At 64.6% G+C, this 13,813-nt stretch carries 11 protein-coding genes; 5 read left to right on the forward strand and 6 right to left on the reverse strand.

Features of this window, described 5'->3' with window-relative positions; all coding sequences use genetic code 11:
- Nucleotides 1–59: 59 nt before the first annotated feature.
- The 5 genes from nosZ to KPL81_RS15900 form a co-directional block, all read right to left on the reverse strand.
- Complete coding sequence (gene nosZ / locus KPL81_RS15880) at nucleotides 60–1,934, reverse strand: TAT-dependent nitrous-oxide reductase (protein ID WP_219793016.1); 1,875 nt, start codon at nucleotides 1,932–1,934, stop codon at nucleotides 60–62.
- A 3-nt stretch (nucleotides 1,935–1,937) separates the two neighbouring features.
- Complete coding sequence (gene nosR / locus KPL81_RS15885) at nucleotides 1,938–4,073, reverse strand: transcriptional regulator NosR (protein ID WP_219793017.1); 2,136 nt, start codon at nucleotides 4,071–4,073, stop codon at nucleotides 1,938–1,940.
- Nucleotides 4,074–4,415: 342 nt separating this feature from the next.
- The gene (locus KPL81_RS15890) at nucleotides 4,416–4,727 is read right to left on the reverse strand and encodes a c-type cytochrome (protein WP_240549332.1); all 312 of its coding nucleotides are present in this window, start codon (nucleotides 4,725–4,727) and stop codon (nucleotides 4,416–4,418) included.
- Between the two features lie 160 nt (nucleotides 4,728–4,887).
- On the reverse strand, nucleotides 4,888–5,334 hold the full coding sequence (locus KPL81_RS15895) for an Rrf2 family transcriptional regulator (protein WP_209475352.1): 447 nt from the start codon (nucleotides 5,332–5,334) through the stop codon (nucleotides 4,888–4,890).
- A gap of 42 nt (nucleotides 5,335–5,376) precedes the next feature.
- On the reverse strand, nucleotides 5,377–5,799 hold the full coding sequence (locus tag KPL81_RS15900; protein WP_219793018.1) for a YbaN family protein: 423 nt from the start codon (nucleotides 5,797–5,799) through the stop codon (nucleotides 5,377–5,379).
- Between the two features lie 51 nt (nucleotides 5,800–5,850).
- Between KPL81_RS15900 and KPL81_RS15905 the strand changes: the two genes are divergently transcribed.
- On the forward strand, nucleotides 5,851–7,062 hold the full coding sequence (locus tag KPL81_RS15905) for an NnrS family protein (protein ID WP_219793019.1): 1,212 nt from the start codon (nucleotides 5,851–5,853) through the stop codon (nucleotides 7,060–7,062).
- Between the two features lie 69 nt (nucleotides 7,063–7,131).
- Nucleotides 7,132–8,517 carry an oxygen-independent coproporphyrinogen III oxidase gene (hemN, locus tag KPL81_RS15910; RefSeq protein WP_219793020.1) on the forward strand — a complete coding sequence of 462 codons (1,386 nt, stop codon included), beginning with the start codon at nucleotides 7,132–7,134 and terminating at the stop codon, nucleotides 8,515–8,517.
- Nucleotides 8,518–8,615: 98 nt separating this feature from the next.
- Here hemN and ytfE read toward each other — a convergent pair whose 3' ends face one another.
- Nucleotides 8,616–9,272: an iron-sulfur cluster repair protein YtfE gene (gene ytfE / locus KPL81_RS15915; RefSeq protein ID WP_219793021.1), complete on the reverse strand. Its 657-nt coding sequence runs from the start codon at nucleotides 9,270–9,272 to the stop codon at nucleotides 8,616–8,618.
- Between the two features lie 148 nt (nucleotides 9,273–9,420).
- On the opposite strand from ytfE, the gene norR reads away from it, so the two are divergent.
- The 3 genes from norR to KPL81_RS15930 all read left to right on the forward strand — a co-directional run bounded on the left by norR (nucleotide 9,421) and on the right by KPL81_RS15930 (nucleotide 13,798).
- The gene (norR, locus tag KPL81_RS15920; RefSeq protein WP_219793022.1) at nucleotides 9,421–10,950 is read left to right on the forward strand and encodes a nitric oxide reductase transcriptional regulator NorR; all 1,530 of its coding nucleotides are present in this window, start codon (nucleotides 9,421–9,423) and stop codon (nucleotides 10,948–10,950) included.
- A 216-nt stretch (nucleotides 10,951–11,166) separates the two neighbouring features.
- Nucleotides 11,167–11,649, forward strand: a complete 483-nt coding sequence (gene ubiT / locus KPL81_RS15925) for a ubiquinone anaerobic biosynthesis accessory factor UbiT (RefSeq protein WP_219793023.1) — start codon at nucleotides 11,167–11,169, stop codon at nucleotides 11,647–11,649.
- Nucleotides 11,650–11,686: 37 nt separating this feature from the next.
- The gene (locus KPL81_RS15930; RefSeq protein WP_209475365.1) at nucleotides 11,687–13,798 is read left to right on the forward strand and encodes an adenosylcobalamin-dependent ribonucleoside-diphosphate reductase; all 2,112 of its coding nucleotides are present in this window, start codon (nucleotides 11,687–11,689) and stop codon (nucleotides 13,796–13,798) included.
- The last annotated feature ends 15 nt before the right edge of the window (nucleotides 13,799–13,813 follow it).

A 13,813-nucleotide genomic window follows, 5' to 3' on the forward strand; every position in this document is an offset into this window, starting at 1 on the left:
GGCCGGGACCAGGCTCTCTTCAGCCTGATCCCGACTCCCTTCAGGCACTCAGAAGGCTATCAGGCCTTCTCGACCAGCATGCGGCCGGTCATTTCCATGTGCATGGCGTGGCAGAACCAGTTGCAGTAGTACCAATGCACCCCGGGCTTGTCGGCGACGAAGGTGACGCTGGCGGTCTGCTGCGGACCGATCTCCATCTGCGCACCGTGGTTGACCATGCAGAAGCCGTGGGTCAGGTCCTCCACCTGGTCGAGGTTGGTGATGACCACGGTAACCTCGTCGCCCTGCTTGACCTTGAATTCGGTCAGGCCGAACGTCGGCGCCACGGAGGTCATGTAGACGCGCACCTTGTTGCCGTCGCGGACCACCTTGTTATCACGCTCGAGAGCGACGCCATCGGCCTCGGCCATGGCCACGGTGTCGGCGAAGAAGGGGTCGTCGCGTTGCCACACGCGCACCGGATTGATCTGGTCGGCGCGCACCAGGATGCAGTCATGCGGCTCGGCGTAGGTCGGGCCGTCGTGCACCAGCTTCATCTCGTCGCCGCTGATGTCGATCAACTGATCGTTCTCGGGCCGCAGCGGACCCACCGGCAGGAAGCGGTCCTTGGAGAACTTGCACAGCACCACCAGCCACTTTCCATCGGCATCGCGCGACTCGGTGAGGCTGGCGTGGTTGTGGCCGGGCTGGTAGTGCACGTCGAGCTTCTGACGGATGTAGTTCACCTCTTCGCCGTTGTAGTGGCGAATGGCGTCCTCGATGTTCCACTTGGCCACCTGGCTGTCGATGAACAGCGTGGTGTAGGCGTAGCCGCGACCGTCGAAGGTGGTGTGCAGCGGCCCCAGGCCCAGCTCGGGCTCGCCGACCACGGTGTCGCGCGGCTCGATGGCGTCGTCGAACAGCTCGGGCAGCTTGTCGATCGCGATGATGGTCACGGTCGGCGACAGCTTGCCGTTGGCCATGAAGTATTTGCCGTCCGGCGAGGTGTTCAGGCCGTGCGGGTTCTTGGGCACCGGGATATAGCGGGTCAGCTGGGAGCCCTTGCGGCCGTCGAGCACCGGCACCGGGGAGTCGCCCAAGGTCTCGTACTCACCGGCGGCGACGGCGGCTTCGATCGCCTCGACGTCGAACACCACCACCCAGTCGCGCTCGGCGCTCATGGTCTCGGAGAGGGTCATACCCTTTTCGGAGTTGTAGCAGGTGGAAGCGACGAAGCGTCCGGTGTAGTCGGCGTCGGTGTTGTCGAGGTTGCCATCGACGATCACCTGCCAAGCCACGTCCATGCTCTCCGCGTCCACCGCGTTGAACATGGTCCAGTAGTTCTCCGGGTTCTCCAGGTCGCGGCCGTCGTTGATCTGCGGGATCGGCATCTCGGCGTTGCAGAACACATACTTGGTGTGGGGCACCTTCTGCAGGCGCAGGCCGTGGATCGCCTGGACGTTGGGAATGGTGGTGATCTTGTCCGTCTTCATGATGTCGAGACGGATGCGTGCCACGCGGGTGTTGGCCTTGTCGTTGATGAACAGGTACTTGCCGTCGTAGCGGCCGTCGGTCATCGAGACGTGCGGGTGATGGCTGTCGCCGTTGAGGAAGCGTGCGGAGTCGCCGAGGATGCGACGGGACTCGTTGCTGATGCCCCAGCCGGTGGCGCTGTCGGTGTTGAATACCGGGATGCGCATCAGCTCGCGCATGGAGGGCACGCCCAGCACGCGCACCTCGCCGGAGTGACCGCCGCTCCAGAAACCGTAGTACTCGTCGAGTTCGCCCGGCGCCACGCTGCCCTCGGCGGCGCCCGCGGCCTGGGCCTGACGGCTGCTCATCAGCGCGCCGGCGCCGAAGCCGCTGGCCAGGCCGGCCCCGGCGACGCCGGTCACCGCGCTGTTGCGCAGGAAGTGCCGGCGACCGAGGTTCTCGATCTGCTTCTTGTCACTCATGGTTCAGTCCTCTTGGTGGGTCGGAATACGCTGCAGCCGGTCGACGGCGTTGGCGGGTTCGTGGATCTCGACGCGGTCCTTGCCGCCCGACACGCGCGCCGCCTTCTCGTAGCGCTTGCGCCGCTTGATCATCGGTGGGCAGCGGCGGTCATCGTGGTAGGTGATCTGGCAGTCGAGACAGTAGTGGCACTCGTTGGCATTGATGCGGCCGTCGGGATGGATGGCGGCCACTTCACATTCGTTGGCGCAGATCTGGCAGGGCGTGCCGCAGCTGCCACGATGGCGCTTGAGCCAGTCGAACAGGCGCAGACGGGCGGGAATGGCGAGCCCCGCGCCCAGCGGGCAGACGTAGCGGCAGTAGGCCTTGTGGGTGAAGGCCGAGATCGCGACCAGGCCCAAGGCATAGAGCAAAAAGCCCCATTCGCGCTGGAAGCGCAGGGTGATGGCGGTCTTGAACGGCTCCACCTCGGCGTAGCGCTCGGCCTGCCCCAACGAGTGCAGCGAGACGGCGAACAGCGCCAGCAGGATGATGTACTTGATCGCCCACAGCCGTTCATGCAGGCCGAAGGGCAGTTCGTACTGCTTGACACCCAGCTTGCGCGCGGCCTTGTTGACCAGATCCTGCAGCGCGCCGAACGGACACAGCCAGCCGCAGAACACGCCTCGACCCCACAGCAGCAGGCTCACCGCCACGAACGACCAGAGAATGAACAGCATCGGGTCGATCAGGAACGATTCCCAACTGAAGCCGTTGATCAGCGAGTTGGTGAAGGTCAGGACATTGACCACAGAGAGCTGGGCCAGCGAGTACCAGCCGATGAAGACCAGGGTGTAGACCAGGAAGCCCAGGCGCAGCGGACCCATGATGCGGGGATAGCGCACCAGCACGTCCTGGAACAGCATGATGCCGGTGAGCACGACGAGGCCGGCGCCGAGTACGGCGATCTGGAACGCCTTGTCCCGCCATACCTGGACCCAGATCGGCTCCTCCTTGGGCGGTACGGGTCGTTCGATATAGGCCTCGGGCACGCTGTAGTCGGCGCTGAAGCGGCTGAACTCGGTATCCAGCGGACCGGAGGCGCGGCGTACCAGCAGCTCGAGTTGCCACGGCCGGCCCGGATCGAAGGCCGCCGTATCGCGCACGATGAAGATGTCACGCTCGGCGAAATCGGGCGCGCCCTCGATCGACAGGTTGCCCAGGCGGATGTGGTCGCGGTCGTGGAAGCTGACGGTGGTGTTGCCCTGGCTGAGCTCCAGGCGATCGAAGATACCGCCGCGCACATAGCCCGAGCCCTTGAACGAATAGTCGCCGCGGCCCATCACCGCGATGGCATGCTCGCCCTCGTCGAGCTGGGCCATCAGCTGCTCGTAGACATTGTCGCCGAGCAGGTTGCGGCCGGCGGTAGGCGGGTTGAGGTAGGTATAGAAGAGTTCGATGAAGGTGCGATCAGCTGGCTGCGGCGTATGCAGGTAGTTTTCGGCGGGCGTGCCGGCGAAGGTCTCATCCACTTCGCCGTGGGTCAGCTGGAAACGACGGATGGTGCCGTCGCCTGTGAGGGTTTCCCAGTCGGCAGGGGCGTAGACGTTCTCGAGCACCCGCGCCGGTGGAGTGGCGGAAGGATCGGCGATCAGCCCCTGCTCGGCGGCCACCTGGCGCGCGGCGCGCAGAATGGTATCGCTGACCACGATGACGGTGACGGTGGCGCCGGAGATGGCGTCGAGGTTGTCACCAACCTTGAGCCGGTCGTTGACGTGAGCGCCCACGTGCGCATCGGCGAAGCCCTCCAGCTTCGCCTCGGGAATACCCACCAGCATGATGGGCTCCTCGTGGCCGAGGATGTCGGCCAGGACGATGCGGCCCTCCAGATCGATGCCCACCAGCAGGTTGACCGGCTTGCCCGAATAGGCAGGAATCGGGGCGATATCGACGCTCTCGAAGACGTAGCCCAGCGGATCGCTTGCAGAGTTCTCCACTGACCTTACCGCAAGGCTGCCCTCGGCTTCGCTCAGCCGGGCCGCCTCGGGAAAACCGGGGCGAACCTGCTCCAGCTCGATAGCCAGGGCCGGCAGGGTGAACAGCAGTACCAGCAGACCGACCAACCAAGTCGCGGGCATGTTAGCGTGGCGCCGGTGAAACATGGGCGATCCTCGTTACCGTACCTGCTAGCACCGGTGAGAAAGGGGTGAGTCAAACAGGTATTGGAGATATTTCTTTAAGCGTTGGTCCTATCATGCCAGCCCTCCAGGGCGTGGGAATTGACATGCGTCATGACCGAAGTAACCAGTGCCGGCGCCGTGGGAGTAACCCAGAAGAGGTAGGAGTCGCGAGCTGCATGACCGCAGGCATGGCAGCGGCCGGGCGAGAGGAAGAGGCGGGAGGCTTGCGAAGAGAGAAACGGCGGAGGCACCATGCCGCTGTCGCGGCATGGTGCCTGTTATTCCAGCGGGGAGCGTCTCCGCCTGGTTGGGGAGTCGGCTGGCTTACATTACCGGTTCGACCATGAAGTCGACGGCGGCCTTCACTTCCTCGTCGCTCAGGCCCATCTGCCCTCCCTTGGGCGGCATGGCGTTGAAGCCTTCGATGGCGTGTGTGTAGAGCGTGTCGATGCCTTTCTCCACGCGCGGTGCCCAGGCGTCGGCGTCGCCACGGATCGGCGCGCCAGCGGCGCCGGTCATATGGCAGGCCATGCAGGCCTGGTTGTAGACGGCTTCACCGTCGGCGTTCGCCTGGACGGTTGCGGTGAAGGCCAGGGTAGAGGCGCCTGCTAGCAGGGCGGCGGCAACTAATTTCATGGTGTTCTCCATCTAAATGCTAATCCACGGGGTGGCAGTGCACGTTGTAGTGAAGCAGTCTCTTCTCGGTTCGCTACTGCGCAGCGAGCCGGGTACTGGCTTCGATGGTATGCCGGAATGGGTCCGGCCAAACTGATCTGGGCCAAGAGGCATGAGAAAACTAGGCCTCCTTGGCCGGAATCTGCATCAGGCGGGCAAGCTGTGGCTGACGCTTGCCTAGCATGTCGGCCAACGTATATTGGTCCAGGACGCCCATGAAAGCACCCATGGCTTCGTTGAGAATCGGCTTGAGCCGGCAGGCCGGGGTAATGATGCAATCGTTGCTGTCGCGAAAGCATTCCACCAGGCCGAGCTCATGTTCGGTGTCACGTACCAATCCGCCCAAGGTTATCGCTTCGGGGGGGCGATTGAGCAACAGGCCGCCGTTCTTGCCGCGGATGGTGGTGATGTAGCCACGGTGACTGAGGTCTTGTACGACTTTCATCAAGTGATTGCGCGAGACGCCGAAGCTTTCCGCTATCTCATGGATCGTCGAGCGCTCCTCGCCCTTGACGGCGAGATAGATGAGCACGCGCAGCGCATAGTCGGTGTAGCGGGTCAGGTGCATGGCAAGTCCGGCAATGGCTTGATAGGCAACGAATCAAGTAGGCTAAAACCTTCTTATAATAGCAGTAGTCGTCGCGTGGCGTTCTCTGCCCTGGGGTGTGGCATCGGGTCGCGTCCAGAGGAAAATAGCCACACAGCAGAAGAGGGGCCCTGTCACGACCAGAACCGGAGCAGGTGCGCTGCCCAGCCATAGTGCCAGCCAGCTCAGGGCCAACAGCATCGCCGCCGTGCGCTTGGCGCGACTGGGGATGGCACGCTGATGCTGCCAGGCCTGCAGTATTGGGCCCAGCCGCGGGTGATGCCACAGCCAGCGCGCCAGGCGTGGCGAGCCTTTGGGTGCCGCCCAGGCTGCCATCAGCAGGAAGGGCGTGGTCGGCAGTAGCGGCAGGACAGCGCCGACCGCTCCCAGGCCGAGGCCGGTATAGGCCAGGATGAGCCAGGCCAGGCGTGATGCGTTATCTCTCATGGCGACCTCGCGACGGTGTTCAACGCGCCCTTTAAGTAGTATTTTATATACATGTTTAAAGCCCTTGCCAAGCCCGCCATCGATACAGCCGGTGTCGAGCCCTATCGACTGGCCGCCTGGCGCTGGCTCTTTCCGCTGGCGGCGCTGCACGCGGCCCTGATGGTGCCGCTCTCCTTGTTGGCGCTTTTTCACGGCTGGGCGCCGCTGCAGCTGGCCTCGCCGGCCGCCCATGCCCGCGAGATGCTGTTCGGCTTTGCCCTGGCGATCATTGCCGGTTACCTGCTGGGACCCCAGCCAAGGCGGCACCTAATCGTGTTGGTGTCGCTGTGGCTGACGGGGCGGCTGGGCGTGTTGGACTGGCCTGGAGCGGTCGTGGCCTCGTTGGCCGACGGGGGCTTCGCCATGTGGGTGGCCTCACGACTGGTGCCGCGCTTCATTGCTGCCAAGAAGTGGCGCAATCGTTTGCTATCGCCGCTGTTGGGCATGATCTGCCTGTTGGCCTTGGTGACCCTGACTTGGCGTTATGTCGACGACATGCCGAGCACGGCACCGCTGATGCACCAGAGCGTACTGTGGCTGGTGCTGTTGATGACCTTCATGGGCGGTCGAGTCATCGCACCGGCGGTCAACGGTCACCTGACGACATCTTCCCGCCAGGCACGGGCCGGCGTGCAGCCCAATGTCGAGGGGGCGCTGATCGTGCTGCTGGGGCTGGCGGCCTTCCTGGCACCGTGGGAGGCTTTGCATCCCGTGGCAGCCCTGCTCACGCTGGTTGGGGGTGTGCTGGTGCTGTGGCGCATCCGTGGATGGCAGCCGATGAAGTGTCGCGACAGGCCGGACCTGCAGATGCTGATGCTGGGCTACGCCTGGCTTGCCATCGGGCTCATCCTTCTGGCGTATCGCTGGTGGGCGCCGGAGCATGCCAGCACGGCGCTGCACGCCTTTACCGTGGGAGCCTTGGGCACGCTTGCCAGTGGCATCATGCTGCGTCACGTGATCCTGCGGGCGAAGCGGCGCCCTGAACGGGAAGCGGTGTTGCTGCCATTGGCCGGGCTGTTCGCGGTGGCGGCCGTGCTGCGGCTGGGGGCGGTCGAGGCCGGCAGTGCGGGGCTGACGCTGCTGTGGCTGTCGGCCTCCGCCTGGAGCCTGGGCTGGCTGCTGGTGGCCTGGCGGCTGGCCGCCTGGATCCCCAGGACGCAGCGTGACAAGGGCAAACTTGACCCGGGGCAAGAGAGGGGCGAGCTGCCGAGACGACACCGGTAGCCGGTGTCATACTGACGGGCATTGAGCATGGCGTGCTCCATGCCGAGGATTCAAGAGGCTGTTCCGATCATGCAAGACGATCTGTTGTTCGACCGCCCGTTGGTGGAGAAGTACGACCGCCCGGGGCCCCGCTACACCTCCTATCCGACCGCGCCCCAGTTCCATACGGCTTTCGCCGAGGACGACTACCGCGCCGCCGCTGAGCGCAGCAACCGCGTTGCCGCGCCCAAGCCGCTGTCGGTCTACGTGCATATCCCGTTCTGCAAGAGCCTGTGCTACTACTGCGCCTGCAACAAGATCATCACCCACAACACCGAGCGCGCGGCCGAATATCTCGACTGGCTGAAGCAGGAGATCCGCGTGCAAGGGGCGCTGTTCGACGAGACGCGGCGCATGACCCAGCTGCACCTGGGCGGCGGCACGCCCACTTACCTGAGCAATGCCCAGCTCGGCGAGCTGATGGCGGCCCTCGACGAGGCCTTCCACTTCGCCGAGCCCGAGGCGCGCGAGTTCTCGCTGGAGGTCGATCCTCGCACGGTCACGCCAGAGCAGATCCATGAGCTGAAAGCGCTCGGCTTCAACCGCCTGAGCTTCGGCGTGCAGGACTTCGACCCCGACGTGCAGAAGGCGGTCAACCGCGTGCAGAGCGAGGAGCAGGTGGTCGAGCTGGTCGCGGCGGCCCGCGAGGCCGGCTTCCAGTCGGTCAGCGTCGATCTGATCTACGGCCTGCCACTGCAGACGGTGGCCAGCTTCGATGCCACCCTGGCGAAGATCATCGCCCTGCGCCCCGACCGCATCGCGGCCTACAGCTACGCCCACCTGCCGGAGCTGTTCAAGGCCCAGCGCCTGATCCGCCCCGAGGACATGCCGCCGCCGGAGCGCAAGTTGGAGCTGCTGGAATTGACCATTCGCCGCCTGACCGCGGCCGGCTACGTCTACATCGGCATGGATCACTTCGCCCTGCCCGACGACGAGCTGAGCTTGGCCAGGGAAAACGGCACCCTGCAGCGCAACTTCCAGGGCTATTCCACCCACGCCGACTGCGACATGATCGGCCTGGGCATCACCTCCATCGGCAAGGTCGGCGACAGCTACAGCCAGAACGTCAAGGAGACCGCCCAGTACCAGGCGCGTCTCGAGGCGGGGCGGCTGCCGGTGATGCGCGGCTACCGGCTGAATGACGACGACCGCCTGCGCCGCGACGTGATCAACGCCTTGATGTGCCATGGGCGCATCGATTTCGCCGCCATTGAGGCGCGCCACGCCATCATCTTCCGCGACTATTTCGCCGATGCGCTCGCACAGCTCGAGGAGATGCAGGCCGACGGCCTGCTGACGATCAGTGACGGCGCGATCGAGGTGCTGCCCGCAGGGCGGCTGATGATGCGCAACATGGCGATGGCCTTCGACGCCTACCTCAAGCCCGAGGAGAACCGCTACTCACGTACGGTTTGACGAGCTTGAATTGCAGTCAACCAAACGGCGCCCCACGGGGCGCCGTATGCGTTTCGGCGGGTGTGTATAGGAAGCGCAGACAGTTGTGCAGTGCTTCCTCAACTGGCCCGTTCGAACAGCAAGTTGTTCTCCAGATGGATGTGTTCCATCAGGTCCTCACGGAACTCTCGCAGGCCGGTGTAGAGCGCCCGCCAAGTAGTGCAGGCGCCCTTGGGCGGGGTGATGTCATCGGTCAGCCGCATCACTTGCTCGAGGTTCTCGCCGTGGTCGTCGTGCTCGTGGCGCATCACTGCGATCGGCCCCTGGGCCTGGGCGCCCATGCCGTTGCGCAGCATGGGGAACAAAATCTGCTCCTCTTTCTGCATGTGGCTCTCCATCTCCTGGTAAATCACCAGCAGCAGGTCGGCCAGCCCGTTGGGGCAGGTGTCGCGGTCGCCGTGAACCTGCTCGACTCGGCGCGCCATGCGGATCAGTTCGGGGAGCTGCTCGCGATGCACGTCGTGATAGCGGGTGAGGATGTGCTCGATCAGCTCGTCATTGCTGGCCTCGCGCCAGTCGCGCTGCTCGCCGCTGATGGCCGGCAGCGCCTCGAGTTCGGCGACCAGCTTGTCGACATGCAGGCCGGCGCGCTCGGCGGCCTGGCTCAGGCTGATGCGGCCACCACAGCAGAAATCGATGTGATGGGCATGGAAGATACGAGTCGCACCGGGAAGCGATAGGGCGATGCGGCCAACGGTCTGTTCCTGCAGGTTCATACGGCATACCTCATTGATGAATGTCTCTCAGACAGAGCAATCGCCGTGCCACTTATCTGGGTTTTGTTTATCAATGGCTTGCCGTTCAAATGGTAAATTTCACCTTGCTGGAGTAAGGTTATTTTTACCTTCCAGGGTGATAATTACCATGCTTGACGACTCGCTTCTCGCCGACCTTGCCGCCGACCTGCCCAGCGTGGTGCGCCTGCAGCGCCTGGTACGTACCCTGCGTGAGAGCTTCCGCTGCGGCGCGGTATGCCTGCTGCGGTTGCAGGATGACGTGCTGGCGCCGGTGGCGGTGGAGGGTCTGGTACGCGAAGCGCTGGGACGACGCTTCGAGGTGGCTCGCCACCCGCGCCTGGCGGCACTACTCGCCAGCCGCCGCTCGACCCTTTTCCCGTCGGACTCGGCCCTGCCCGACCCCTACGACGGCCTGGTCGAGCAACAGCCGGGGGAGCCGCTCCACGTGCACGACTGCATGGGCATCAGCCTGCATGTCGAAGGTGAGACGTGGGGCGTGCTGACGCTGGACGCCCTGGTGGCTGGTACCTTCGACGAGGCGTCCCGCCTCTTGCTGGAGCGTTATGCGCTGCTGGTCGAGGCAGCCGTGCGGGTTTCGCGCCTGGAGCAAGAGGTGCGCGCGCTGCGCATGGCGCGTCAGGATGCGCTGGCTCATGTCTTAGTGGGAGAGGGCAGTGAGATCCTCGGCCACAGTGCGGTGCTGCAGCGCCTGCTGCATGAGCTCGACGTGGTGGCGGAGTCGGACCTGCCGGTACTGCTGATGGGGGAGACCGGCGTGGGCAAGGAGCTGTTCGCCCGGCGCCTGCATCAGCGTTCGCCGCGCCGACAGCAGCCGCTGGTGCAGGTCAACTGCGCAGCGCTGCCCGAGACCCTGGCCGAGAGCGAGCTGTTTGGCCACGTGAAGGGCGCCTTTTCCGGCGCCACGGCGGAGCGGGCGGGACGCTTCGAGGCTGCCGACGGCGGCACCCTGTTCCTCGATGAGGTGGGCGAGCTGCCGCTGCCGATCCAGGCCAAGCTGCTGCGAGCCCTGCAGAACGGCGAGGTGCAGCGCCTGGGGGAGGACACTCCGCGGCGAGTCGATGTGCGCATTATCGCTGCCACCAACCGTCAATTGGCCGAGAGTGTGCGTGACGGCCACTTCCGTGCCGACCTCTATCACCGCCTCTCGGTCTATCCGGTGGTGATCCCGCCGTTGCGCGAGCGCGACAGCGATGTGCTGGTGCTGGCCGGTCACTTCCTCGAGATCAACCGTGCCCGGCTCGGCGTTCGCAGTCTGCGACTCTCCAGCGAAGCCGAGGCGGCGCTGCTGGGCTACCACTGGCCGGGCAACGTGCGTGAGCTCGAGCACGTCATCAGCCGGGCGGCGATCAAGGCGCTGGGTCACGGTGCTCGACGCGACGACATCGTCACCCTGGAACCGGAGTGGCTCGACCTGCCTCATGGCGAAACGTTGAAAGACGATCGTGATGCGACCGAACACCCCCATGCTGAGACGAGCACCGGCGAGCCACTGCGCCATCAGGTCGAAGCCGCGCAGCGGCGGGCGATTCGCCAGGCCCTGGCGGTCTGCGACGACAACTGGGCGAATGCCGCCCGGAGGCTTGCCGTTGATCCCAGCAACCTGCACAAGCTGGCGCGTCGCTTGGGGATCAAATAGTTATCGCAATGCAAGGGCTAGCGTTAAAAATATAGTCTAGATGTGGTGCTTGATCCGGGCTTCTTGGCTATATATGGTAGCCAAGGCCCCGGTCGGGGGCATTGGCACAGGCTTGACGCATATCAGTGCAGGCGCGCGGCGTCGAGCTTAGGATGATCGGTTTCATGGCCACCTGGCCGCACCGAATCCATGGGTTCGCTCCACTGGAGAGTCGCTATGCTTCCTCTTTCTCTGTCGCGCTTGCCACGCCCCCCGGCCCCGACTCGAATGATTCGTGCCATCGATCCCCGCGTACCGCTTGCGGTGAAGCGACAACTGATCGAGCCGCTGCTCAACCGCACCTTCGCCGAACCCTTGGCCGAGGGCGAGTTCGACGCGCTCGAGGGGCGGCGCATTGCCCTGCATATCGAGGACCTGGGCGTGGCGCTGACGCTGACCCTCGAAGCGGAGCGCTTCCGGCTCAGCCCGGAGACGGGCGAAGCCACCATTCGTGGCGGCTGGCGCGAGTTCCTGTGCCTGGCGACTCGGCGCGAGGACCCCGACGCGCTGTTCTTCCAGCGTCGGCTGGTGATCGAGGGCGACACGGAGCTCGGGCTGATGGTCAAGAACCTGCTCGATGGTCGCGAGGAGGGGCTGGCCCAGGGACGACTCGGCGAATGGCTGGCGCGCTTCGAACGCATGGCGCGCCGGGAACATTGATTGACTTGAACTTTTGACCCTTACTGGAGATCCCTGCATGAGTACTTCCACCAAGGCCGTCAAGACATCCAACGAGGTGCCTATGCAAGCGCCCTCACGCGATATCTGGGACTCCAAGTATCGCCTCAAGGATCGTCATGGACGCCCCGTCGACAAGGACGTGGCGGCGACCTGGGACCGCGTTGCGCGCGCCCTGGCCGCGGTGGAAGGCGACAAGGCCGATGAGTGGCTGCCCAAGTTCCGCTGGGCGCTGGAGAACGGTGCCATCCCCGCCGGGCGCATCATGTCCAACGCCGGTGCCGAGGACTACAAGCCGGCGGTGAGCCTGATCAACTGCACCGTCTCGCGCACCATCCGCGACTCCATGCACGACATCCTCTCTTCGGTGGTGGACGCCGGCATGACCCTCAAGGCGGGTTGCGGCATTGGCTACGAGTTCTCCACCCTGCGCCACAAGGGGGCCTTCGTTTTCGGTGCCGGCGCCGGCACTAACGGCCCGCTGGCGTTCATGGATATCTACGACAAGATGTGCTTCACGGTAGCCTCGGCGGGTGGTCGCCGCGGCGCCCAGATGGGCACCTTCGACGTCGGCCACCCCGACGTGAAGAGCTTCATCGAGGCCAAGCGCGAAGCCGGGCGCTTGCGTCAGTTCAACCTCTCGCTGCTGATCACCGACGAGTTCGTGGAAGCGGTGAAGAACGATGCCGACTGGCCCTTGGCCTTCCCGCTGCATGCCGGTGAGAAGGAGGACGTCAAGCCCGAGGATTTGATCTACCGCGACTGGCCGGTGATCGAAGAGGGCTACACCGTCGATGCCGAGGGCCGCGTGGCCTGCCGTGTCGTCGAGGTGATCAAGGCGCGCGAGCTGTGGGACACCATCATGCGTTCCACCTACGACTTCGCCGAGCCGGGTTTCATCCTGATCGACCAGGTCAACCGCATGAACAACAACTGGTTCTGCGAGGAGATCCGCGCCACCAACCCCTGCGGTGAGCAGCCCCTTCCGCCGGAAGGCGCCTGCCTGCTCGGCTCGGTCAACCTGACCCGCTTCGTCATCGACCCTTTCGGCAAGAAGCCGCGCTTCGATTGGGAGCGCTACCGCCAAGTGGTGGCGATCTTCACCCGCATGCTCGACAACGTGGTCGAGATCAGCGGTCTGCCGCTCGAGGGCCAGCGCCGCGAAATCGAAGCCAAGCGCCGTCACGGCATGGGTTTCCTCGGCCTCGGTTCGACCCTGACCATGCTCAAGATCCCCTACGGCTCGCCCGAGTCGCTGGCCTTCACCGAGGAAGTGAGCCGCAACCTGGCGCTCGAGGGCTGGAAGCAGGCGCTGGAGCTCTCCCGCGAGAAGGGCATGGCGCCGATACTCGCCGAGGACTTCGAGATCACGCCGAAGATGATGCGCGAGCGCCCTGAGCTGGCGAAGGACGGCTACGAGATCGGCGACAAGGTGCCGGGGCGCATCCTGCACGCGCGCTACAGCCGCTACATGCAGAAGGTCGCCGAGGTCGAGCCGGAGCTGGTCGCGGCACTCGCCGAACACGGTGCGCGCTTTACCCACCACAGCTCCATCGCGCCGACCGGCACCATCTCGCTGTCGCTGGGCAACAATGCCTCCAACGGCATCGAGCCGTCGTTCTCGCATCGCTACTTCCGCAATGTGATCCAGTCGGGCAAGAAGACCAAGGAGCAGGTGGAAGTGGTCTCCTTCGAGCTCGCCGCCTACCGCCACTTCATCGCCAGCGACGCAGTGGAGAGCGACCTGCCGGATTACTTCATCACCGCCGACGCGGTCAGCCCCAAGCAGCACGTGGCGGTACAGGCAGCGGCCCAGGTGTGGGTCGACTCGGCGATCTCCAAGACGGTCAACGTGCCCACCGAGTTCCCCTTCGAGCAGTTCAAGGATCTCTACCTGGACGCCTACGAGAGCAAGCTCAAGGGCTGCACCACCTTCCGCTTCAACCCCGAGGCGTTCCAGGGCGTGCTGGTGCGCGAGGACGATCTCAAGAACACCACCTACGTGTTCGAGCTGGAGAACGGCGAGACGCTGGAACTCAAGGGCGACGAGAAGGTGGTCTACGACGGCGAGGAGCACAACGCGGCCAATCTCTATGATGCGCTGAAGGAAGGCACCTATGGCAAATGGTAAGCCCATGCCCTTGCA

Origin of the sequence: Billgrantia antri (genome assembly GCF_019430905.1) — a bacterium.
Lineage (GTDB): Bacteria > Pseudomonadota > Gammaproteobacteria > Pseudomonadales > Halomonadaceae > Halomonas > Halomonas antri.

Bases quoted from the DNA above. Each gene is read 5' to 3' on its own strand.
- nosZ (WP_219793016.1), bottom strand. From the start codon at position 1,934: ATGAGTGACAAGAAGCAGATCGAGAACCTCGGTCGCCGGCACTTCCTG.
- nosR (WP_219793017.1), bottom strand. From the start codon at position 4,073: ATGTTTCACCGGCGCCACGCTAACATGCCCGCGACTTGGTTGGTCGGT.
- KPL81_RS15890 (WP_240549332.1), bottom strand. From the start codon at position 4,727: ATGAAATTAGTTGCCGCCGCCCTGCTAGCAGGCGCCTCTACCCTGGCC.
- KPL81_RS15895 (WP_209475352.1), bottom strand. From the start codon at position 5,334: ATGCACCTGACCCGCTACACCGACTATGCGCTGCGCGTGCTCATCTAT.
- KPL81_RS15900 (WP_219793018.1), bottom strand. From the start codon at position 5,799: ATGAGAGATAACGCATCACGCCTGGCCTGGCTCATCCTGGCCTATACC.
- KPL81_RS15905 (WP_219793019.1), top strand. From the start codon at position 5,851: ATGTTTAAAGCCCTTGCCAAGCCCGCCATCGATACAGCCGGTGTCGAG.
- hemN (WP_219793020.1), top strand. From the start codon at position 7,132: ATGCAAGACGATCTGTTGTTCGACCGCCCGTTGGTGGAGAAGTACGAC.
- ytfE (WP_219793021.1), bottom strand. From the start codon at position 9,272: ATGAACCTGCAGGAACAGACCGTTGGCCGCATCGCCCTATCGCTTCCC.
- norR (WP_219793022.1), top strand. From the start codon at position 9,421: ATGCTTGACGACTCGCTTCTCGCCGACCTTGCCGCCGACCTGCCCAGC.
- ubiT (WP_219793023.1), top strand. From the start codon at position 11,167: ATGCTTCCTCTTTCTCTGTCGCGCTTGCCACGCCCCCCGGCCCCGACT.
- KPL81_RS15930 (WP_209475365.1), top strand. From the start codon at position 11,687: ATGAGTACTTCCACCAAGGCCGTCAAGACATCCAACGAGGTGCCTATG.